The sequence below is a fragment of the Pseudomonas sp. YNh genome (assembly GCF_037993085.1).
Lineage (GTDB): Bacteria > Pseudomonadota > Gammaproteobacteria > Pseudomonadales > Pseudomonadaceae > Aquipseudomonas > Aquipseudomonas putida.
In genome coordinates, this window is record NZ_JBBMRJ010000018.1 from 1 (window position 1) to 22,363 (window position 22,363).

General features: G+C 61.9%; 19 protein-coding genes. 7 read left to right on the forward strand and 12 right to left on the reverse strand.

The window, feature by feature from the left end; genetic code table 11:
* Positions 1–1,402: 1,402 nt before the first annotated feature.
* The 3 genes from WF331_RS18440 to WF331_RS18450 form a co-directional block, all read right to left on the reverse strand.
* Positions 1,403–1,804 carry a hypothetical protein gene (locus WF331_RS18440; protein WP_153428583.1) on the reverse strand — a complete coding sequence of 134 codons (402 nt, stop codon included), beginning with the start codon at positions 1,802–1,804 and terminating at the stop codon, positions 1,403–1,405.
* Positions 1,805–2,541: 737 nt separating this feature from the next.
* Positions 2,542–2,949: an RcnB family protein gene (locus tag WF331_RS18445; protein WP_197899349.1), complete on the reverse strand. Its 408-nt coding sequence runs from the start codon at positions 2,947–2,949 to the stop codon at positions 2,542–2,544.
* A gap of 163 nt (positions 2,950–3,112) precedes the next feature.
* Positions 3,113–4,405: a sigma-54 interaction domain-containing protein gene (locus tag WF331_RS18450; RefSeq protein WP_063422573.1), complete on the reverse strand. Its 1,293-nt coding sequence runs from the start codon at positions 4,403–4,405 to the stop codon at positions 3,113–3,115.
* 221 nt (positions 4,406–4,626) lie between these two features.
* On the opposite strand from WF331_RS18450, the gene WF331_RS18455 reads away from it, so the two are divergent.
* From WF331_RS18455 to WF331_RS18465, 3 genes are read left to right on the forward strand one after another with little or no spacing between them, the layout of a single operon-like run.
* On the forward strand, positions 4,627–5,511 hold the full coding sequence (locus WF331_RS18455) for an MBL fold metallo-hydrolase (protein WP_197899350.1): 885 nt from the start codon (positions 4,627–4,629) through the stop codon (positions 5,509–5,511).
* A 39-nt stretch (positions 5,512–5,550) separates the two neighbouring features.
* A complete protein-coding gene (locus WF331_RS18460) occupies positions 5,551–6,819 on the forward strand; it encodes an NAD(P)/FAD-dependent oxidoreductase (protein WP_284359448.1) in 1,269 nt (422 codons plus the stop codon).
* Positions 6,816–7,634, forward strand: a complete 819-nt coding sequence (locus WF331_RS18465) for a sulfite exporter TauE/SafE family protein (protein WP_284359452.1) — start codon at positions 6,816–6,818, stop codon at positions 7,632–7,634. The genes WF331_RS18460 and WF331_RS18465 overlap by 4 nt, the downstream gene beginning before the upstream one ends.
* On the opposite strand, the gene WF331_RS18470 is transcribed toward WF331_RS18465, so the two are convergent.
* Entirely contained in the window at positions 7,623–8,510 is an 888-nt protein-coding gene (locus WF331_RS18470) for a LysR family transcriptional regulator (protein WP_284359454.1), read from the reverse strand. The genes WF331_RS18465 and WF331_RS18470 overlap by 12 nt on opposite strands.
* Positions 8,511–8,750: 240 nt before the next feature.
* On the opposite strand from WF331_RS18470, the gene WF331_RS18475 reads away from it, so the two are divergent.
* Both WF331_RS18475 and WF331_RS18480 read left to right on the forward strand, forming a co-directional pair.
* Positions 8,751–10,397, forward strand: a complete 1,647-nt coding sequence (locus WF331_RS18475; RefSeq protein ID WP_197899352.1) for a GMC family oxidoreductase — start codon at positions 8,751–8,753, stop codon at positions 10,395–10,397.
* A 97-nt stretch (positions 10,398–10,494) separates the two neighbouring features.
* Complete coding sequence (locus WF331_RS18480) at positions 10,495–12,114, forward strand: MFS transporter (protein ID WP_284363666.1); 1,620 nt, start codon at positions 10,495–10,497, stop codon at positions 12,112–12,114.
* A 177-nt stretch (positions 12,115–12,291) separates the two neighbouring features.
* On the opposite strand, the gene WF331_RS18485 is transcribed toward WF331_RS18480, so the two are convergent.
* The 4 genes from WF331_RS18485 to glyQ are packed head-to-tail and all read right to left on the reverse strand — an operon-like array spanning position 12,292 to position 16,650.
* Positions 12,292–13,077, reverse strand: a complete 786-nt coding sequence (locus tag WF331_RS18485; protein WP_019471029.1) for a lysophospholipid acyltransferase family protein — start codon at positions 13,075–13,077, stop codon at positions 12,292–12,294.
* Positions 13,078–13,123: 46 nt separating this feature from the next.
* On the reverse strand, positions 13,124–13,651 hold the full coding sequence (gene gmhB / locus WF331_RS18490; RefSeq protein WP_016497362.1) for a D-glycero-beta-D-manno-heptose 1,7-bisphosphate 7-phosphatase: 528 nt from the start codon (positions 13,649–13,651) through the stop codon (positions 13,124–13,126).
* A gap of 3 nt (positions 13,652–13,654) precedes the next feature.
* The gene (glyS, locus tag WF331_RS18495; protein WP_016497363.1) at positions 13,655–15,706 is read right to left on the reverse strand and encodes a glycine--tRNA ligase subunit beta; all 2,052 of its coding nucleotides are present in this window, start codon (positions 15,704–15,706) and stop codon (positions 13,655–13,657) included.
* Positions 15,703–16,650 carry a glycine--tRNA ligase subunit alpha gene (gene glyQ, locus WF331_RS18500; protein WP_019471032.1) on the reverse strand — a complete coding sequence of 316 codons (948 nt, stop codon included), beginning with the start codon at positions 16,648–16,650 and terminating at the stop codon, positions 15,703–15,705. The genes glyS and glyQ overlap by 4 nt, the downstream gene beginning before the upstream one ends.
* 83 nt (positions 16,651–16,733) lie before the next feature.
* On the opposite strand from glyQ, the gene WF331_RS18505 reads away from it, so the two are divergent.
* Both WF331_RS18505 and WF331_RS18510 read left to right on the forward strand, forming a co-directional pair.
* On the forward strand, positions 16,734–17,285 hold the full coding sequence (locus tag WF331_RS18505) for a DNA-3-methyladenine glycosylase I (RefSeq protein ID WP_049274562.1): 552 nt from the start codon (positions 16,734–16,736) through the stop codon (positions 17,283–17,285).
* Positions 17,286–17,326: 41 nt separating this feature from the next.
* The gene (locus WF331_RS18510) at positions 17,327–18,214 is read left to right on the forward strand and encodes a lysophospholipid acyltransferase (RefSeq protein WP_016489937.1); all 888 of its coding nucleotides are present in this window, start codon (positions 17,327–17,329) and stop codon (positions 18,212–18,214) included.
* A gap of 179 nt (positions 18,215–18,393) precedes the next feature.
* On the opposite strand, the gene WF331_RS18515 is transcribed toward WF331_RS18510, so the two are convergent.
* The 4 genes from WF331_RS18515 to fmt are packed head-to-tail and all read right to left on the reverse strand — an operon-like array spanning position 18,394 to position 22,350.
* Positions 18,394–18,702, reverse strand: coding sequence for a tetratricopeptide repeat protein (locus WF331_RS18515; protein ID WP_016497365.1), 309 nt, complete (start codon positions 18,700–18,702; stop codon positions 18,394–18,396).
* Between the two features lie 11 nt (positions 18,703–18,713).
* On the reverse strand, positions 18,714–20,087 hold the full coding sequence (gene trkA / locus WF331_RS18520; RefSeq protein ID WP_340623192.1) for a Trk system potassium transporter TrkA: 1,374 nt from the start codon (positions 20,085–20,087) through the stop codon (positions 18,714–18,716).
* A 23-nt stretch (positions 20,088–20,110) separates the two neighbouring features.
* Positions 20,111–21,421, reverse strand: coding sequence for a 16S rRNA (cytosine(967)-C(5))-methyltransferase RsmB (rsmB, locus tag WF331_RS18525; RefSeq protein WP_016497367.1), 1,311 nt, complete (start codon positions 21,419–21,421; stop codon positions 20,111–20,113).
* A complete protein-coding gene (fmt, locus tag WF331_RS18530; RefSeq protein ID WP_132846301.1) occupies positions 21,418–22,350 on the reverse strand; it encodes a methionyl-tRNA formyltransferase in 933 nt (310 codons plus the stop codon). The genes rsmB and fmt overlap by 4 nt, the downstream gene beginning before the upstream one ends.
* Between the last annotated feature and the right edge of the window lie 13 nt (positions 22,351–22,363).

The following is a 22,363-nucleotide window of genomic DNA, read 5'->3' on the forward strand; positions in this document are numbered from 1 at the left end:
GTAGAGTATGAGAAACGCTATTTCCTGAGCTTGGAGAGTGTCTAGAAAACCAGGGGCGATTCACTCCAGTGGGTGACTTCTGGTATCAACTCATTAGGCACCGGGTATAGTGCCATAGGGTTATGGAATACCTCCACTTCAGCAGACCACGGCTCGTAGCCATATTGCGGCCAGAGCTGACCGTAGTCGCTGGACGCTACATCCAACAGAAATGGGATACCTCGTGATGCTCCCGGAGAACGGTCGAAAAACTCACCAAACCGCAAGTATCGGTACCCGTCTAGATGAGCTCCACCTGAGATCGGCACTCGGCTGAGCTTTGGCACTGTGCAGGCATTGGTGAAAATGACCGCTGAAAGATGGGCATTTTCCATTAGCGTAAATAGGCCGTTGGGGCGCCCTGATAGCAGAGATGTCTCTTCCTCCACAGTTATCAGGTGCGTACCACGATGCGCAGATGAGTGAACTGCAAAGCCATAGAGATAGCTGATGAGCGACTCCCTGCTCCACAGCATTGAACTGGGCGCATGGAAATCGGCTAAGGCCAGAATGAGCGGCTTACCCTCCACGTGCGGTAGGGATTCGTAACGCTTGTCCAATTTGTTTTGGATGGTCCTCGCAAACCTTTCTGCAGCCGCTCCTAAGAAACGCTCATGTCGGTCAGCGGGTGGGGGGACCGGCGAGGCGCCAAAATGCTCATACCGCTCTTCCGGGTTGGCTGTCACTGCTTCAACCCAGGCCTCATCTCCCAGCCTATTCTCGATGTGAAAATCGGGTGATTCTTTAGGCTGGGTGACCAAGAGTCCCTGTTCACGAAAAATCGCTAATAGGTGGGCTTCCCAGAGGCGGGTGTGAAAATTCTCAGTCTGGCAATCGGGAACCCAATTTCTGTCTGGGGATGGCAGTGCGAGATACAGTTGATTCAGCGCCCACGCCCCAATACGGCGGCTGGATCAAATAGTGATTTGAACACCACGCTTGGTGTGCGCTTACCCATTCTGCTTAGAGGAGCACGTCGTCGTTCACCTGAAGGGAGTGGAAGCGGATGGGCTTGGGTATAGAGAAAATGGCTGATTGAGGCGCGGGCTTCGGACTCGCCAGTGGTGCACTCACCATGGCTGAGGAGCACCCACACGCTATCGACACGACGCCGCAAGGTGACAATTCCGAAGCTGCCGGAATTGATATTTCGGGTTAGAGCGGCACAAGAAATTCCGTCCTCACTAAGCCATGCCCCTACTGGCGGGCTGTCCCCAAACCCCAACCCTCGTGGAAGCGACAAAGCGATTAGATCGAACATCGGCGCAGCAATTTCTTTCATTCGCTGATCTCGGCAGTCGTCAAAATGCATTCCATCAATGCCTCGGAGCGTGCCCGCCGGCGATGGCATCGGTGGAGGTACCTATTGAAGAAGGGGGCTTTGCTCCACCAGGACGTCTCGGTTGGTGAAGATGGTCTCAATGGTTGCAGCCTCGGCAGCCACATGAGTCTTTCGCGTGATCTCTTCAAGGGCCAGTTCGAGCCGGTAGTCTTGGAAATACTCGTACAGCTTTTCAGAGCTCTCGGATATCTCCTCCCCACCATTTTTTGCGAACAAGATGTGGATGATCGCTGCGAGTGGGAGGGAGATGTCGAGATCCTTCTCTTCTGCATCTGACTCCGAGTTCAAACCGTCGAAATACCTCTCCAGATGATTCTGGAGCTCCTCAAGCCAGAACTGAGATAGGTTGCTAGGTAGGGAGCTTTCAGGCCCGGTCAGAAGGACTTCATCTCTGAATAGAGCCAGCAGATTGGGGTTTGCCATGGAGGACCTCACGATTAGATTTGAGAGCAACTGGTCAGCATAGTCCACCTCAAGATGACCACCTCCTTGACGCCCATCCTGGTGCTCCTGAGCATCAGACGAGTGAATCGCCCCGAAACCTGTAGATACAAAATGACCGCTTCTCGCCGTTAGCTGCCTTTCTTGAAGGACAGCTTTGGGTCGATAGCGGCCTTCGTGGAGGTTGGTGTCTACGGGGTCGGTTTAGTCATTCTGAATCTCCGGTTTCACCTCCGTGAGGCCGGCCATCGTCATGCATCAGATCTTGATTGACACGCGTGCCGCTTTGGATAGCCTTGCAATTGAGGGCTGCAACTGCGCATTTGTCGGGCCTGGGTACCAGCATGAGCCCCCGCAATTTTGGCAGCAGAGGAAGCTGGTTCCTCTGAAGTAGTGACGGCGGGCATTGCCAGTCGGATTCTGAACCCAAGGTCGCCAGACTAGGAGCTAAAGGATCGCTGCGACTACTCCTCATCCCTTACCGAAAAGTCACGCGTCGGTCGTAAACGGCCCTTTCCAGGCCAATCAACTTTTGTGATTGGTGAGTAGGGATTTCTCGGCTTTTCTGTGAAAAGCACCCCTTCATTTCACAAAAAAAATGGCGAAGATTCCAATTTCACGGGGTCTGGCCTATCACCTATTTTGTGAACCTACATCAGGTCTAAATCGACAGACACTAAAAAGCCCGCTGATGCGGGCTTTTTAGTGTCTGCAAAAAATCAGTAGCCGGTAAGAATGTTCACGATCACACCACTGGCAATAGCCACCAGCACGTAGTCACCGTTCACATACAACCAACGGTGGTCGCGTGGTGGTGCATACAGGTGGCGCGCTTTCCAGTCGGTTACCCAGTAACGGTCACCACGGTAATGCGGGTCAACGGCATGACCACGCTGCCATTGCTGATGAGGTACCGGCATGCCTTGTTGTGGACGGAAGTTCGGATCACGGTAAGCAGGACCGCGCCCATTGTCATGTCGGCCCTGTTGCTGGGGCTGACCATAAGGCGAGTTGCCTTGGTGCGATGGGCCGCCATCATGTCGGTCTGGTGGGCCCGGCTGCGCGAAGCTGGCCAACGGTGCGCTGAACATGAGCGCGGCGCAGATCACGGTTAGGGTTTTCTTCATTTGTTGCGGTCCTCTGCCTGTTAACGCCCGGTTGTCACTGTCTGGGTACCGGGTGTGGTTAACCAATCAGACCACGGTTCTAGCCGTTTAATGTAAGGGCAGAGGTAAAGGTCGGGTAAAGGTGCAGGTGGGGCGAACACCGTGGGAGCGTTGCCGATACGCGTTAATTCAGGCCCAGGGCCTTCAAGCGGCGATAGAGCGTGCGTTCACTCATGCCAAGATGGCTGGCAAGTTCGCTACGCGAGCCCTTGAACTGCTCCAGCGCCTGCGCCAGCTCACCCAAGTCATTACGACGGCCGCTTCCTTTCAGCGCCCCCACCGGCCCGATATCTTCCGGTAAGTGCTCAGGTCGAATCAGCCCGTCATCGGCAAACAGACGCGCCCTTTCCAGGATGTTGCGCAGCTCGCGGATATTGCCCGGAAACGCATGCAACCCAAGTTGCTGCAAGGCATCGTCACTCAGCCTGGGCGTCGGCTTGCCAGACATGCGCTGCAGCAGGCTCTGCGCAAGCAGCGGCAAATCTTCCACCCGCTCTCGCAATGCCGGCAAGCGGATCGGGAACCCGCTGATACGGTAATACAGGTCTTCACGGAAGGTGCCGTCCGCCACCATCTGTTTGAGCGGCTTGTGGGTGGCCGATACCAGGCGAAAATCCGAATGCACCGTGCGCAGGCTGCCCACCGGGCGGAAGCTGCCAGACTCGATCAGACGCAGCAGCTTCACCTGCATCGCCAGCGGTACTTCGCCAATTTCGTCGAGGAACAGCGTGCCGCCATGGGCCGCCTCAGCCAAGCCGATCTTGCGTTGGTTGGCACCGGTGAACGCGCCTTTCTCATAGCCGAACAACTCGCTTTCGAACAACGACTCCGTCAGGCCAGTGCAGTCGACCACCACCAGCGGGCCGTTTGCTCTGGGGCTGCCGATGTGCACCGCGCGGGCGAACAGTTCTTTACCGCTACCCGACTCGCCTTGCAGCAGCACCGGGATCTGCGCTGGCGCCGCACGTTGCAGGCTGGCCAAGGCAGCCTTGAAAGCTGGAGCCCGGCCGACCAGGCCTTGCTCCTGAGGTTGCGCTGACGCGAGGGTGATGGTGGTCAGGCGTTCGACAAAGGCCACCACCCTGCCCTGTTCATCCAGAATCGGGCGCAGCTCGACATCGACATGCTCGGGGCCGCGTGGTGTGTGATGAACATGCAGCACTCGCTCGGGCACCTTGCTGTCCCACGCCTTGCGCAGGGGGCAATGCTCACCGGCCTGGTCGCACGGTACGGCATAGTGGTGCGAGACCTTGTGACACTTCTCACCCAGGGGTGCCTGGTCATCACGGCCGAACTGACGGCGATAGGCGGCGTTGGCGGCCAGGATGTTGTAGTCGGTGTCCAGCACGATTGCTGGCAGGGCATCGTGCTCAAGGTAGGAAACCAGAGCTAGGATGAGGGGATGGGCTTCAGACATGACGGCACCGTTTGGATGACCGGGGCAGCGTAACAAGGACTGCCAAACACTGCCATTGGCTGACAGTCGACTGCCACATGTTCTGCCACCATTGCTGCCAGTTGCCTGTGACGGACCGGTTTCACTGGCGCAAGCGCGCTGCAAAGCCTGGCATGCATCTTGATAAACCTCCTGTCACTGCCTACGCCTTGCAAGGTGGGGCGGATAAATTGGAGAACGTGATGATCATCGGCAACAACCTGCACGTGGACGCCTTTTACGACGAGGCGACCTCGACCATCAGCTACCTGGTCATGGACCGTGAAACCCGGCAATGCGCGTTGATCGACAGCGTGCTGGATTACGACCCCAAGTCCGGGCGCACCTGCAGCGCTTCGGCCGACCGCCTGATCGAACGCGTGACCGAACTGAACGCCAGCGTGCGCTGGGTGCTGGAAACCCATGTGCACGCCGACCATCTTTCCGCAGCGGCCTACCTGAAGGAAAAACTGGGTGGCCATACTGCTATCGGCGCGCACATCACCCAGGTGCAGAAAGTATTCGGGGCTTTGTTCAATGCAGAGCCTGGCTTCGCCCGTGATGGCAGCCAGTTCGATGTGCTGCTCGAAGACGAGGAAGGGTTCCGTATCGGCAACCTGCACGCCCGGGCACTGCACACGCCCGGGCATACGCCCGCGTGCATGAGCTTCATGATCGAAGACGCCGGCGAGATCGCGGTGTTTGTGGGTGACACCCTGTTCATGCCCGACTATGGCACTGCCCGGTGCGACTTCCCCGGGGCCGATGCCCGTACCCTGTATCGCTCTATCCGTCGTCTGCTGGCTTTCCCCGACCAGACCCGGCTGTTCATGTGCCACGACTACCTGCCAGGTGGCCGCGACATGCAGTACGTCACCACCGTGGCCGAGCAGCGCACCAGCAATATTCATATTCACCAAGGCATCGATGAAGACAGTTTCGTCGCCATGCGCGAAGCCCGTGACAAGACCCTCGACATGCCGGTGCTGATCCTGCCTTCGGTGCAGGTGAACATGCGCAGCGGCCAGCTCCCCGCCCCGGAAGAGAACGGCGTGAGCTATCTGAAAATCCCGCTGAACAAGCTGTAACCGCCCTGCCCCATAATCAGATTTCCAGGATTTACCGCCATGCCTGCCTTGTTGTCCCCTGCCAATACCGACCATCACAAAGTCGTCATCGTCGGTGCCGGTGCCGCTGGTATCGCCACCGCTTCCAGCCTGGTCAGCCGTGACCCGTCGCTGGACGTTGCCTTGATCGACCCTGCCGACGTGCATTACTACCAACCCGGCTGGACCATGGTCGGTGCCGGTGTGTTCACGGCACCGAGTACCGCCCGCACCATGGCCTCGACCATCCCGCGCGGTGTGCGCTGGGTCAAGGCGCGGGTGCAGGGTTTCGACCCTCTGGGCCAGCTGGTCATCCTTGAGGACGGCCGCGCCATCAGCTACGAACAGCTGGTGGTCTGCCCCGGGCTCACGCTGGACTGGGCGGCCATCGATGGGCTCAGCGAAACCCTGGGCCGCAACGGTGTCACCTCCAACTACCGCTACGACCTCGCGCCCTATACCTGGGAGCTGGTACAGAAACTCAAGCAAGGCCGCGCCGTGTTCAGCCAGCCGCCCATGCCGATCAAATGTGCGGGCGCGCCGCAAAAGGCGCTGTACCTGTCTTGCGACCACTGGTTGCGCAACGGCCATCTTGGTGCGGTGAAAGCCAGCTTCTTCAATGCCGGTGCAGTCTTGTTCGGTGTGGCGGACTATGTGCCCGCGCTGATGAAGTACATCGAAAAATACGCGGTAGACCTCAATTTCTCCCACCGACTGGTCGCCGTGGATGGCCCGAACAAGCGCGCCACCTTCGTGCGCACCCTCCCCGATGGCAGCAGCGAAACGCGCATCGAGGCTTTTGACATGCTGCACGTGGTACCGCCACAAGTGGCGCCGGCGTTTATTCGCGAAAGCCCGTTGGCCGATAATGGCGGCTGGGTCGATGTCGACCCGCATACCCTGCGCCATCGCAAGTACACCAACATCCATGCCCTGGGTGACGTGGCCAGTACCAGCAATGCCAAGACCGCCGCAGCGGCCCGCAAGCAGGCGCCGGTAGTGGCCAACAATGTGCTGGTGGCACTGGGCCGGCTGCCCACCCTCGCCCAGTACGATGGCTATGGTTCGTGCCCGCTGACGGTAGAGCGCGGCAAGATCGTCCTGGCCGAGTTCACCTATGGCGGCAAACTGGCACCGAGCTTTCCCAGTTGGTTGCTGGATGGCCGCAAGCCGACGCGCCTGGCCTGGTTGCTCAAGGCGCAGGCGCTGCCGCCGCTGTACTGGCAAGGCATGCTCAAGGGCCGCGAGTGGCTGGCGCGCCCGCAGCTGGTAGCTGAGGGTGGGCAGTGATCGAACATCAATTGTTGGGGGCGGGCCTGGGCGCGATCATCGGTGCGGTGCTGGCGTTGACCGGCGCCGGCGGTGGCATTCTTGCTGTGCCCTTGCTGGTGTTCGGCCTGGGGCTGTCGATGGTCGAGGCTGCACCGGTCGGCCTGTTGGCCGTAGGCATGGCGGCGGCGGTTGGCGCAGTGCTGGGGCTGCGTCAGGGGTTGGTGCGTTATCGGGCGGCGCTTTTTATCGCGCTGATCGGCGTAGCAGCGGCGCCCTTCGGGCTGATGCTGGCGCACCGCTTGCCGAATACACCTTTGCAGTTGGTGTTTGCCGGGGTGCTGGTGTATGCCTGCCTGCGTATCTGGCGTAAGGCGGCCAGGGAACTGCGCGGTGAGCCCAATGACGCCCATCGCTATATCGAACCCTGTGTGCTGAACCCGTTGCAAGGCCGCTTGCGCTGGACCCTGCCCTGCGCACGCGCCTTGGCATTCACCGGTGCCTTGTCCGGGCTGCTGTCGGGTTTGCTCGGGGTTGGCGGTGGTTTTGTCATCATCCCGGCCCTGAACCGCTATACCAACCTGCGCATGGCCAGCATCGTGTCCACCTCGCTGGCGGTGATCGCACTGGTGTCCACCGGCAGTGTGGTCAGCGCCAGCCTGGCGGGTGTCATGCATTGGCAGGTCGGAGCCCCGTTCGCATCAGGCGCGGTGCTCGGCCTGCTGCTAGCGCGGCCATTGGCGGCCAAGCTGGCCGGGCCGCGTTTGCAGCAGATGTTTGCGGTGGCCGGTTGGACCGCGGCATTGCTGCTGGCTGGCAAGGCGCTATTGGGCTAGCAGCGCGTCCTGTTCTGCCGCGCACAGCGCCAGCAGGTAGTCCCACACCACCCGCAGGCGCACTGACTTGTGCAGCTCGCGGCGGGTGCAGATCCAGTAGCTGCGCTGGATGGTCTCGCCAGGCAGTACGCGCACCAGCGTCGGGTCGTCGTGAGCCATGTAGTTGGGCAGTACGGCGATGCCCAGCCCGGCGCGGGCGGCAGCCTGTTGGGCAATGACGCTGGTACTGCGAAACACCACGGTCGGTGCCCGGCAGAAACTGTTGAGAAACAGCAGCTCCTGGCTGAACAGCAGGTCGTCGACGTAGCCGATCCAGTTGTGCCGGGCCAGGTCTTCGCGGTTGCGCAACGGCGGTGCTTGGTCCAGGTAGCCCTGGCTGGCGTAGAGCGCCAGGCGGTAGTCGGTGAGCTTGCGGGTTATCAACAGGTCGGCGTTGGGGCGTTCCAGGTGAATGCTGATCTCCGCTTCGCGGTTGAGGATGCTGACAAAGCGCGGCACCGCCACCAGTTCCACCTCCAGGCCCGGGTAGCGCTCGAACAACGCGTTCATGCGTGGGGTGAAGAACATGATGCCGATGCCTTCGGTCACCCCCAGGCGAATTTTGCCCAACGGGGTGATGGCCTGGGTGATTTCTTCCTGCGCCAACAGCGCGACGTTTTCCATGGCTTCTGCATGCTTTAGCAGGGCCTGGCCTGAGGGCGTCAGCTCGTAGCCCTGGGCATGCTGCACGAACAGCGCAGTGCCCAGGCTTTGCTCGATGCTCTCGATGTGCCGGGACACGGTGCTGTGGGTTGTGTTGAGGCGCTTGGCGGCGGTAAGCAGCCTGCCGCTGCGCTGCAACTCGAGGAAAAACCGCAGATCGTTCCAGTCGAACATGCTGATCCTTTTTGGCAGTTCGTTCCGGCCTCTTCGCGGGCATGCCCGCTCCCACAGGTACAGAGAACATCCTGAAGGCAACGAGATCCCTGTGGGAGCGGGCGAGCCCGCGAAGAGGTCGGTCCAGGCTTACCCCTGTGCTAAAACGCACAACGGCTGCGCGAAATCTCGTGTTTCACTCACGAAATTACGCACTAAGATGGATCGGGACAAGAATAAAAAACAGGCGCGAGGTTGCACATGCCATCAGCCGATTCTGTTTTCGACTACGTGGTCGTAGGGGCCGGTCCCGCCGGTTGCCTGCTGGCCAATCGTTTGTCCGCCGACCCATCCTGCCGAGTTTTGCTGCTGGAAGCAGGTGGCCGCGACAACTATCCCTGGATTCACATCCCCGTCGGCTATCTCTATTGCATCGGCAACCCGCGCACTGACTGGTGCTTCAAGACCGAGGCGCAGCCAGGCCTGGGGGGGCGCGCACTGGGCTACCCACGCGGCAAGGTGCTCGGTGGCTGTTCTTCAATCAACGGCATGATCTACATGCGTGGCCAGGCGGCGGACTATGAACGCTGGGCCGAGCAAGGCAATGACGGCTGGGCCTGGAAGGACGTGCTGCCGCTGTTCAAGGCCAGCGAAAACCACTTCGCCGGCGCCAGTGAGCACCACGGCGGCGATGGCGAATGGCGGGTCGAGCGCCAGCGCTACAGCTGGCCGATCCTCGATGCTTTCCGTGATGCCGCCGAGCAAAGCGGCATCGGCAAGGTCGACGACTTCAACACCGGCGACAACCAGGGCTGTGGATACTTTCAGGTCAACCAGCGCAGCGGCGTACGCTGGAACGCCTCCAAAGCTTTCCTGAGGCCGATAAAGGACCGCGCCAACCTCACTGTGCTGACCGGCGTTCAGGTTGACCAGGTACTGCTCAACAACACCCGGGCGCGGGCCGTGAAAGCATTTTGGCAAGGCGCCTGGCACGAGTTTGCGTCGCGTCGCGAAATCATCCTCTGCGCCGGCGCTGTTGGTTCACCCGGTATTCTGCAACGCTCCGGCATCGGCCCGCGCCAGCTGCTGGAAAGCCTGGGCATTGGTGTACGCCACGATATGCCGGGCGTTGGTGGCAACCTTCAGGACCACCTGCAACTGCGCCTGATCTACCAGATCCGCAATACCCGCACCTTGAACCAGATGGCCAATAGCCTCTGGGGCAAGATGGGCATGGGCCTGCGCTACCTCTATGACCGCAGCGGCCCGCTGGCCATGGCGCCGAGCCAGCTGGGCGCGTTCGTGCGCTCGGGCCCGGAACAGGCCACCGCCAACCTGCAGTATCACGTCCAGCCGCTCTCACTGGAGCGCTTCGGTGAGCCGCTGCACCCGTTCCCGGCCTTTACCGCATCGGTGTGCAACCTGCGCCCGGTAAGCCGCGGGCGTATCGATATCAGCAGCACCGACATGAACAGCACGCCGCTGATCGACCCCAACTACCTCAGCGACCCCCAGGACCTGCGCGTGGCCGCCGATGCCATCCGCCTCACCCGGCGCATCGTGCAGGCCCCTGCCCTTGCAGCGTTCGACCCCAAGGAATACCTGCCAGGCCCAGCCCTGCAAACCGAGCAAGAGCTGTTTGAGGCAGCCGGCCAGATTGGCACCACCATCTTCCACCCGGTGGGTACCTGCCGCATGGGCAGCGGCGGCCTGGACGTTGTGGATAACCAGCTGCGCGTACACGGCATCCCCGGCTTGCGCGTGGCCGATGCCTCGATCATGCCGCAGATCACCTCCGGTAATACCTGTTCACCGACCCTGATGATCGCCGAGAAGGCGGCGCAATTGATCCTCAAAGGAGCTGCTACCCAGACCTACTTGAACGAAGACGCGATACCGACCCCCTGACCCGGGTGCGTGCAACACCGGCGGCTCGCGGTCAGAAGCCGCCGACAGTGGAACAAAAAGAATAATCACTGTGGCCTGCGGGCCGAGGACAGCAACGATGTCGGATTACATCCAGGAACAGGATGCGGTGGCCAGCAGCCCCAGCCGCCGTGAAGAACGCAAGATCATTTTCGCGTCATCCCTCGGGACGGTTTTCGAGTGGTATGACTTTTTTCTCTATGGAGCGCTGGCTGCTGTCATCAGCAAGCAGTTCTTTGCTGGCGTGAACGACACCACCGCCTTCATCTTTGCCCTCATGGCCTTTGCCGCCGGCTTCCTGGTGCGGCCGTTCGGTGCATTGGTGTTCGGCCGCCTGGGCGACATGATCGGGCGCAAGTACACCTTCCTGGTCACCATCGTGCTGATGGGCCTGTCCACATTCGCTGTGGGGCTGTTGCCCACCTATGCCAGCATCGGCATAGCCGCACCGATCATCCTGGTGATCCTGCGCATGCTGCAGGGTCTGGCGCTGGGTGGTGAGTACGGCGGTGCTGCCACCTATGTGGCCGAGCATGCGCCCCAGGGCAAACGGGGCTTCTACACCGGTTTCATCCAGTCCACCGCCACCCTTGGCCTGTTGCTGTCGCTGCTGGTGGTGCTGGGCAGCCGCTACATCAGTGGCGACCAGTTCGAAACCTGGGGCTGGCGCTTGCCGTTCCTGCTGTCGATAGTGCTGCTGGCCATCTCCACCTGGATCCGGATGAGCATGCACGAGTCGCCGGCCTTCGTGAAAATGAAGGCCCAGGGAAAGGTCAGCAAGTCGCCGATCCGTGAGTCGTTCACCTCCTGGCCAAACCTGAAAGTGGTGCTTACCGCGCTGTTCAGCATCAACGCCGGGCAAGCCGTGACGTTCTACACGGCGCAGTTCTACGTGCTGTTCTTCATGACCCAGATGCTGAAAATGGACCCGGCCCAGGCCAACACCCTGCTGATCATCAGCGTGGTGATTGGTGCGCCGTTCTTCGTGTTCTTCGGCTGGTTATCGGACCGCATTGGCCGCAAGCCAATCCTGATGCTCGGCCTGCTGCTTGCCACGGTACTGTACTTCCCGCTATTCAAGGCGCTGAGCCACTACGCAAACCCTCAGATCGACGCCGCCAGCCGGCAGGCGCCGATCGTGGTCACCGCCGACCCGCAAAGCTGTACCTTCCAGTTCGACCCGGTGGGCAAAGCGCGTTTCGACAGCCCGTGCGACAAGGTCAAGACGTTCCTGGTCAAGCAGGGCCTGCCGTACAACTCGGTAAGCGTGGCCGGCAGCGATGTAGTGGTCAATATTGGTGAAAAGACCATCAATGGCTACGACGAAGCGGCCATGCGCAGCGCAGTGGAGCAGGCTGGCTACCCGGCCAAGGCTGACCCAGGGCAGGTCAACCAGGTCATGGTGGTGGTGTTGATCGTGGCGATGATCCTGATCGCTACCATGACCTATGGCCCGCTGGCAGCCGTGATGGTCGAACTTTTCCCGACACGCATCCGCTACACCTCGATGTCCCTGCCCTACCATATTGGCAATGGCTGGTTCGGCGGCTTCCTGCCAACCGTGTCGTTCGCGCTGGTGGTGTATACCGGGGATATCTTCTACGGGCTGTGGTACCCGGTGCTGGTGACCGGGATCAGTTTGGTCGTGGGGATTTTCTGCCTTAAAGAGACCAAAGACGTGGATCTCGACAAGGTTTGAGGCTGTTCACACGGCACAAAAAAACCGGCTGTAAAAGCCGGTTTTTTTATGCCTCAAAAAAACTTATGCACGATTTTAAGAAAAATGTCACACGTAGAAATAAACAGCTAATTCAACGACTTAGCGTTCACTTCAAGCATTTGATCGAAAAACTGCTCACAAGTTATCCACAGATCATCAAGCGGTCTGCTGTTGGGTTTTTTCATCGGCCGGGGGCAGCGAACCCAAGGCCCGTTGGGTGGCTTCGTTCCACGCCGCTGCGCGGTCGTTGAGCTCGGCGATGGCACGTGGCCCGGTGCCATTGGCGTACATCGGCTCGCCAATCACCACTTCGATGGTACCGGCACGCTTGCCCCAACCGGTCTTCGGCCAGAACTTGCCGGCATTGTGGGCAATCGGCAGCACCGGCAGCCCGGCATTCACGGCCAGCGCAGTACCGCCGCGGGAGAACTTGCCGACGGTGCCGTACGGCACGCGGGTGCCTTCCGGAAAGATCAGCACCCAAGTCTTCTGCTTGAGCAGCTCGTCGCCTTTGCTTGCCACCTGGCGCAACGCTTCCTTTGGGTTGTCGCGGTTGATCGCGATCGGCCGCAGCATGGCCATGGCCCAACCGAAGAACGGCACGTACAGCAGTTCACGCTTGAGCACCTGGCTCAGCGGCGAAAAGTACTGGGAAAGGAAGAACGTTTCCCAGGTGCTCTGGTGGTTGGACAGGATCACGCAGGGCTCATTCGGCACGTTCTCGGCGCCGGTGACCTTGTAGTCGATGCCGAGAATGGTGCGCACCAGGAACAGCGCGCAGCGACACCAGTACACGTTGATGAACCTGTAGCGCTTGGGGAACGACAGGAACGGCGCGATGAAGAAGCTCAGCGAGCACCACAGCAGCGAACTGGTGCCCAGCAGCAGGTAAAAAAGAAAGATTCTGATCGCCTGCAGGATCGACATAGTGGCTTGTACCATTGCGGGGCATGCCCGCCTGAGAAAAATGCGCCCGAGGGCGCACCGTTTAAATTAGTTCTCTGGCGATAGCTGCCAGATCGTCGAAAATCAGTGTAGTTTCAGGGACACCTTTTTCCAGGGTCCGCTCGCCCTTGCCGGTTTTTACCAACACGGGTTGTGCACCGACGGCCAGGGCGGCCTCCAGGTCACCTTTGCTGTCGCCGACGAACCAGACGCCTTGCAGGGCGACCCGGTAATGCTCGGCAATCGCCACCAGCATGCCAGGCTTTGGCTTGCGGCAATCGCAGCCTTCGTCCGGCCCGTGCGGGCAATAGACGATATGGCCCACCTCGCCCCCCTGCTCCGCCACCAGCTCGCGCAGGCGTGCGTGCATGGCTTCCAGGGTTGCCAGTGTGTAATAGCCACGGGCAATGCCGGACTGGTTGGTGGCCACGGCCACCGTCCAGCCCGCTTTGCTCAACTGCGCGATGGCCTCGACCGAGCCAGGGATCGGCACCCATTCTTCCAGCGTCTTGATGTAGGCGTCGGAGTCATGGTTGATGACCCCGTCACGGTCGAGAATCAGCAGTTTCAAGGCTTACCCCAGCAGCGAAATGTCGGCCACGCCCAGGAACAGGCCGCGCAGGCGGCTGAGCAGGGCATAACGGTTGGCGCGTACCTTGGCGTCTTCAGCGTTGACCATCACCGCCTCGAAGAAGGCGTCGACCGGGTCACGCAGGGCCGCCAGGCGGGCCAGCGATTCACTGTACTGGCGTGCAGCAGCCATCGGTTGCACGGCCTGGTCGGCCTGCTGGATGGCCGAGTACAGCGAGAACTCGTTGGCGTTGTCGAAGTACTTTGGCTCGACCTGTTCGGCGATGGCGCCTTCGGCCTTGCTCAGCAGGTTCGATACACGCTTGTTCACCGCGGCCAAAGCTTCGGCTTCCGGCAGCTTGCGGAACGCCTGCACAGCTTGCACACGCTGGTCGAAGTCCAGGGCCGAGCCCGGCTGCAGGGCGCGCACCGACAGGTAGGTGGCCACGTCGATGCCTTCGTCTTCGTAACGCGCACGCAGGCGGTCGAAGATGAACTCCAGCACTTGCTCGGCCAGGCCGGCGGCCTTGACCTTGGCGCCGAACTGCTTGACTGCGAACTCGACCGCACCGGTCAGGTTCAGGTCCAGCTGCTTCTCGATCAGAATGCGCAGCACGCCCAAGGCAGCACGGCGCAGGGCGTACGGGTCCTTGCTACCTGTGGGCAGCATGCCGATGCCGAAGATGCCAACCAGGGTGTCGAGTTTGTCGGCGATGGCCACAGCAGCACCGGTGAGGGTCTGCGGCAGCTCGGCGCCAGCACCGCGCGGCATGTACTGCTCGTTCAGGGCCAGGGCGACGTCCTGCGGCTCACCGTCGTTGAGCGCGTAGTAGTAACCGGCAACACCCTGCATTTCAGGGAACTCGCCGACCATCTCGGTGGCCAGGTCGCACTTGGACAGCAGGCCGGCACGGCCGGCGCGCTGGGCGTCGCCGCCGATCAGCGGGGCAATGAACGCAGCCAGTCTGGAAACACGCTCGGCCTTGTCGTACACAGTGCCCAGCTGAGCCTGGAACACCACGTTTTTCAGGCGCTCGTTGAAGGTTTCCAGCGGTTGCTTCTTGTCCTGCTTGAAGAAGAACTCGGCGTCGGTCAGGCGCGGGCGCACGACCTTCTCGTTGCCTTGCACGATCTGCTTCGGGTCGCGGCTCTCGACGTTGGCCACGGTGATGAAGCGCGGCAGCAGCTTGCCTTCGCTGTCCAGCAGGCAGAAGTACTTCTGGTTGTCCTGCATGGTGGTGATCAGGGCTTCCTGTGGCACTTCAAGGAAACGCTCCTCGAACGAGCACACCAGCGGCACTGGCCACTCGACCAGGGCAGTCACTTCGTCCAGCAGCGCAGGCGGCACGATGGCGGTGCCTTCCTGCTGCATGGCCAGCTCGGCAGTACGCTTGCTGATCAGCTCGCGGCGCTCGGCGAAGTCGGCCAGCACGTAGGCTTTGCGCAGGTCTTCGACGTAGTTGGCCGGGGTGGTGATGACGACGTTTTCCGGGTGGTGGAAGCGGTGGCCACGGGATTCACGGCCGGCCTTCTGCGACAGGATGGTGCAGTCGACCACCTGGTCGCCCAGCAGCATCACCAGCCATTGCGTCGGGCGCACGAACTCTTCACGGCTGGCCGCCCAGCGCATGCGCTTGGGAATCGGCAGGTCGTTGAGCGAATCTTCGACGATGGTTGGCAGCAGGCCGACGGTGGACTTGCCCGGGATATGCTGGGAGAAGCGCAGCTTGGCGCCGCTCTGATCGATCTCCGACAGATCTACACCGCATTTCTTGGCAAAGCCAAGAGCAGCCTGGGTCGGCTCGCCGTCTTTGAAAGCAGCCTGCAGGGGCGGGCCGTCGATATTGATGCTGCGGTCAGGCTGCTGCACGTCCAGCTGGCGGATCAGCACGGCCAGGCGGCGCGGCGCAGCGTACACCTGCTTGCCGGTGTAGTTCAGGCCAGCGGCCTGCAGGCCTTTCTCGATGCCGGCCAGGAAGGCGTCGCCGAGGGTGGCCAAGGCCTTGGGTGGCAGCTCTTCGGTGCCCAGTTCTACCAGGAAATCTTGAGCACTCATTGTGCAGCCTCCAGCTTAGCCAACACTTCGTCACGCAATTCAGGGGTGGCCATCGGGAAGCCCATGCGTGCGCGGGCTTGCAGATAGCTTTGCGCCACGTCCCGGGCCAGGGTACGTACACGCAGGATGTAACGCTGGCGCTCGGTTACCGAGATGGCGCGGCGCGCGTCCAGCAGGTTGAAGGTGTGCGAGGCCTTCAGGACCATTTCGTAGGTCGGCAACGGCAGATCCAGCTTGATCAGGCGGTTGGCTTCGCTTTCGTAGAAGTCGAACAGTTCGAACAGCTTGTCGACGTTGGCGTGTTCGAAGTTGTAGGTCGACTGCTCCACTTCGTTCTGGTGGAACACGTCACCGTAGGTGACCTTGCCGAACGGGCCGTCGGCCCACACCAGGTCGTACACCGAATCGACGCCCTGGATGTACATGGCCAGGCGCTCCAGGCCGTAGGTGATTTCACCGGTGACCGGGTAGCACTCGATACCGCCTACCTGCTGGAAGTAGGTGAACTGGGTAACTTCCATGCCGTTCAGCCAGATTTCCCAGCCCAGGCCCCAGGCGCCGAGGGTCGGCGATTCCCAGTTGTCTTCGACGAAGCGGATGTCGTGCACCAGCGGGTCCAGGCCGATGGCTTTCAGCGAGCCGAGGTACAGCTCCTGGAAGTTGGCCGGGTTGGGCTTGAGCACTACCTGGAACTGGTAGTAGTGCTGCAGGCGGTTTGGGTTTTCGCCATACCGCCCGTCGGCAGGGCGACGGCTAGGCTGCACGTAGGCGGCGTTCCAGGTTTCTGGTCCGACGGCGCGCAGGAACGTGGCGGTATGGAAAGTGCCGGCGCCTACTTCCATATCGTAGGGCTGAAGCACCACACAACCTTGAGCTGCCCAGTAGTTCTGCAGGGCGAGGATCAGGTCTTGGAAGGTACGCACGGCTGGCGTAGGCTGGCTCACGAAATTCACCTGTATCTGGGGATGCGGATGTAAAGAGCGGGAGTATAACCTGATTCGCCTCGCCCTCTACTCATTGGAGCCTTATGCCACGCTGCTTTTGGTGTACCGACGATCCGTTGTACCAGGCCTACCACGACCAGGAATGGGGAACGCCACAGCGTGACCCGGCGTTGCTCTTCGAGATGCTTTTGCTCGAAGGGTTCCAGGCCGGGCTGTCGTGGATAACCGTTTTGCGCAAACGCGAGCGTTATCGCCAGGTGATGTACGGCTTCGACCCGGTGAAACTGGCGGCCATGAGCGACGAACGCATCGAAGAACTGATGCAGGATGCCGGCATCATCCGCAACCGCCTCAAGCTCAAGGCTGCCCGGCGCAATGCCCAGGCGTGGCTGGCTGTGGATAACCCGGCCGAATGGTTGTGGTCGTTCGTCGGCGGTGCGCCGAAGGTCAACCATTTCACAGGCCGCAGCGATGTGCCGGCGGTTACCGATGAAGCCAAGGCCATGAGCAAGGCCCTGCAGAAAGCCGGGTTCACCTTTGTCGGCCCGACCATCTGCTACGCCTTCATGCAGGCCACCGGCATGGTCATGGACCACACCACCGATTGCGATCGCTACGCCGCCTTGTTGCGCTGAGGGGTTACAATGCGCGCCTTGCTGAAATAAGGAATTCGCCTGTGGAAAAGTTCAAGGGCGCCCTGATGGTCGGGGTGCTGCGCCTGTTTGCCAAGCTGCCCTGGGGCGCTGTGCAGCGCGTCGGCGCGGGTATTGGCTGGCTGATGTGGAAGGTCCCCAACGGTTCGCGCAATGTGGTGCGAATCAACCTGGCCAAGTGTTTCCCGGAGATGGACCCGGTTGCCCGTGAGCAGCTGGTTGGCCAGGCGCTGCGGGATATCGGCAAATCCTTTGTCGAAAGTGCCTGTGCCTGGATCTGGCCGCCGCAGCGTTCGCTGGAGCTGGTCAAGGAAGTGCACGGCCTGGAAGTGCTGGAGCAGGCCCTGGCCTCGGGCAAGGGCGTGGTGGGTATCACCAGCCACCTGGGTAACTGGGAAGTGCTGAACCACTTCTACTGCAACCAGTGCAAACCGATCATCTTCTACCGCCCGCCTAAACTCAAAGCGGTGGATGACCTGTTGCGCGAGCAGCGCGTGCAGATGGGCAACCGCGTGGCGCCTTCGACCAAGGAAGGCATTCTCAGCGTGATAAAGGAAGTGCGTCGCGGTGGCCAGGTGGGTATTCCAGCCGACCCGGAGCCGGCCGAATCGGCAGGGGTGTTTGTGCCGTTCCTGGGCACCCAGGCGCTGACCAGCAAGTTCGTGCCGAACATGTTGGCGGGTGGCAAGGCGGTGGGGGTATTCCTGCATGCGCTGCGGCTGCCGGATGGTTCGGGCTTTCGGGTGATTCTGGAAGCAGCGCCCGAAGCGATGTACAGCACCGATGTGACCGAGTCGGCGGCGGCGATGAGCAAGGTGGTCGAGCGCTATGTGCGCGAGTACCCGAGCCAGTACATGTGGAGCATGAAGCGCTTCAAGAAGCGCCCGGCTGGCGAGCCGCGCTGGTACTGAGATTTCAGGGGGGCGCTTTGCGCCCCTTTCGCCGGCAAGCCAGCTCCCACCTTGACCTTGCCGGCCCGAGCTCATGCTTTCGGCTTAGACAAGCTCTGGCTTGTACAAGGCCCATGGGCTTGCTCGGCCCCGTGGGAGCTGGCTTGCCGGCGATGGGCTGCAAAGCAGCCCCGGCAATCTCAGGCCTTGTTGAGTTTCTTCAGGAACACAGTCATCTCTTTCTCGGCCTGTTTGTCCCCATGGGCCTGTGCCGCCACGATCCCGTCTTCCCAGGCCTTGCGCGCCGCTGCCAGGTCACCCTGCAATTGATGCGCCTTGCCCAGCAGCTTCCACGCCGCGGAATACTTGGGATCCTGCTCCACACACCGTGCCAGGTGCACCGCCGCTTCAGCGCCGTTGCCTTCATCCAGCCAGGCCTTGCCCAAGCCAAACCTCAGCAGCGGGTTATCCACACCCTTGGCCAGCATCTTCTCCAGCGATTCGCGCATGCCTTCTTCTCCTAGAAGAAACTCAAGCCGACGTGGAACAGCTTCTCCACATCCCGGATTTGTTTTTTATCCACAACGAACAGGATCACATGGTCCCCCGATTCGATCACGGTGGCGTCGTGGGCGATCATCACCTCTTCGTCGCGGATGATGGCGCCGATGGTGGTACCCGGTGGCAGGGCGATGTCTTCGATGGCCTTGCCCACAACCTTGCTCGACTTCGAATCCCCGTGCGCCACCGCCTCGATGGCCTCGGCCGCACCACGGCGCAGCGAGTGCACGCTGACAATGTCGCCCCGGCGCACGTGCGCAAGCAGGGTGCCGATGGTAGCCAGCTGCGGGCTGATGGCGATGTCGATATCACCGCCCTGCACCAGGTCGACATAGGCCGGGTTGTTGATGATGGTCATTACCTTGCCTGCGCCCAGGCGCTTGGCCAGCAGCGACGACATGATGTTGGCTTCGTCATCGTTGGTCAGGGCCAGGAAGATGTCGGCGTCGGCGATGTTCTCTTCGAGCATCAGGGCCTTGTCCGAGGCGCTGCCCTGCAGCACCACAGTGCTTTCCAGGGTATCGGAGAGGTGCCGGCAGCGGGCCGGGTTCATCTCGATGATCTTCACCTGGTAGCGGCTCTCGATGGCTTCGGCCAGGCGCTCGCCGATCTGCCCACCGCCGGCGATGACGATGCGCTTGTTGGTCTCGTCGATGCGGCGCAGCTCGCCCATCACGGCGCGGATGTCCTTCTTGGCGGCGATGAAGAACACTTCGTCGTCAGCCTCGATCACGGTGTCGCCACGCGGGGTGATCGGCCGGTCGCGGCGGAAGATGGCCGCCACGCGGGTGTCGACGTTGGGCATGTGCGCACGGATCTGGCGCAGTTGCTGGCCGACCAGCGGGCCGCCGTAGTAGGCCTTCACCGCTACCAGCTGGGCCTTGCCTTCGGCGAAGTCGATCACCTGCAGCGAGCCTGGGTGCTCGATCAGACGCTTGATGTAGTTGGTTACGACCTGCTCCGGGCTGATCAGCACATCCACCGGGATATGGTCGTTGTGAAACAGCTCTTCGCGGGTGAGGTAAGCCGACTCGCGCACCCGGGCGATCTTGGTCGGGGTGTGGAACAGCGAATAGGCCACCTGGCAGGCGACCATGTTGGTTTCGTCGCTGTTGGTCACTGCCACCAGCATGTCGGCGTCATCGGCACCGGCCTGACGCAGCACCGTCGGCAGCGAGCCACGGCCCTGCACGGTGCGGATGTCCAGGCGGTCACCGAGGTCGCGCAAGCGCTCGCCATCGGTGTCGACCACGGTGATGTCGTTCGCTTCGCTGGCCAGATGCTCTGCCAGCGTACCGCCTACCTGGCCTGCGCCGAGGATGATGATCTTCATCCGCTACTCCCTACCGTTTGTACTTATCCGCGAGAGGCGGCGATCTTGATCAGCTTGGCATAGTAGAAGCCGTCGTGGCCGCCTTCCTGGGCCAGCAACTGGCGGCCGTGGGGCTGGCGCAGGCCAGCCTCGGTGGCCAGGTCCAGCTCACGGGCGCCTGGGGTGCGGGCAAGGAAGGCGCCTACCACTTCGGTGTTCTCGGTCGGCAGGCTGGAGCAGGTGGCGTACAGCAGCATGCCGCCTACTTCCAGGGTCGGCCACAGGGCGTCAAGCAGCTCGCCTTGCAGCGCTGCCAGTGCCGGGATGTCGTCGGCCTGGCGGGTCAGCTTGATGTCCGGGTGGCGGCGGATCACGCCGGTGGCCGAACACGGCGCGTCGAGCAGGATGCGCTGGAACGGCTTGCCGTCCCACCAGCTGGCGGTGTCGCGGGCATCGCAGGCGATCAGCTCGGCGTCCAGTTGCAGGCGGTCGAGGTTCTCGCGCACGCGGGTCAGGCGCTTGGCTTCGAGGTCGATGGCCACCATCTGCGCCAGGCCGGCTTCGGCCTCCAGCAGGTGGCAGGTTTTGCCACCCGGGGCGCAACAGGCGTCCAGCACGCGCTGGCCAGGGGCCAGTTCGAGCAGGTCGGCGGACAGCTGCGCGGCTTCGTCCTGCACGCTCACCCAGCCCTCGGCAAAGCCTGGCAGGCCGCGCACGTCGCAGGCCTCGGCCAGCACGATGCCGTCACGGCTGTACTGGCAGGCGCTGGCGCCAATGCCCGCTTCGGCCAGCAGTGCCAGGTAGGCATCGCGGCTGTGGTGACGGCGGTTGACCCGCAGAATCATCGGCGGGTGGGCGTTGTTGGCGGCGCAAATGGCTTCCCACTGCTCCGGCCAGAAGGCTTTCAGCGCCTTCTGCAGCCAGCGCGGGTGGGCAGTGCGTACCACTGGGTCCCGCTCCATGCCGGCGAGCAGTTCTTCGCCTTCGCGCTGGGCGCGGCGCAGCACGGCATTGAGCAGGCCCTTGGCCCACGGCTTTTTCAGCTTGTCGGCACAGCCCACGGTTTCGCCGATGGCGGCGTGGGCCGGAATGCGGGTGTAGAACAACTGGTACAGGCCGACCAGCAGCAGCGCCTGCACATCGGCGTCGGCCGCCTTGAAAGGCTTTTGCAGCAGTTGCGCGGCCAGCAGGTCGAGGCGCGGCTGCCAGCGTGCGGTGCCGAACGCCAGGTCCTGGGTCAGGCCACGGTCGCGCTCATCAACCTTGTCCAGTTGTGCCGGCAGCGAGCTGTTCAGCGAGGCCTTGCCACTGAGCACAGCGGCAAGGGCACGGGCGGCGGCGAGACGTGGGTTCATTGGCCCAGCACCTTGCCGACGGCGAACTTCTCGCGGCGGCTGTTGAACAGGTCGCTGAAGTTAAGCGCCTTGCCGCCGGGCAATTGCAGGCGGGTCAGGCTCAGCGCCTGATCACCGCAGGCAACGACCAGGCCGTCCTTGCTGGCGGACAGGATTTCGCCTGGGGCGCCCTGGCCTGTGGACAAGTTGGCGGCCAGCACCTTCACGCTTTCACCATCGAGGGTGCTGTGGCACACCGGCCACGGGTTGAAGGCGCGGATCAGGCGCTCCAGCTCAACCGCCGGGCGGCTCCAGTCGATGCGCGCCTCGTCCTTGTTCAGCTTGTGTGCGTAGGTGGCCAGGGCATCGTCCTGCACTTCACCGTGCAGCGACCCGTCGGCCAGGCCGGCGATGGCCTGTACCACGGCGGGCGGGCCCATTTCGGCCAGGCGGTCGTGCAAGGTGCCGCCGGTGTCATCGGCGCTGATGGGGGTGACTACCTTGAGCAGCATCGGGCCGGTATCCAGGCCAGCTTCCATGCGCATCACGGTTACGCCGCTCTCGGCGTCGCCGGCTTCCACGGCGCGCTGGATCGGCGCCGCACCGCGCCAGCGTGGTAGCAGGGAGGCGTGGCTGTTGATGCAGCCCAGGCGCGGGATATCCAGCACTGCCTGCGGCAGGATCAGGCCGTAGGCGACCACCACCATCAGGTCCGGCTTCAGCGCGGCCAGTTCGGCCTGTGCATCGGCGTTGCGCAGGGTCTGCGGCTGGAACACCGGGATGTCATGGGCGACGGCCAGTGCCTTGACCGCACTTGGCATCAGCTTCTGGCCACGGCCGGCCGGGCGGTCGGGCTGGGTGTAGACGGCCACGATCTCGTAAGGGCTGTCGAGCAGGGCCTTGAGGTGTTCGGCGGCAAACTCTGGAGTGCCTGCAAAGACGATGCGCATGGAGTTCTCGCTT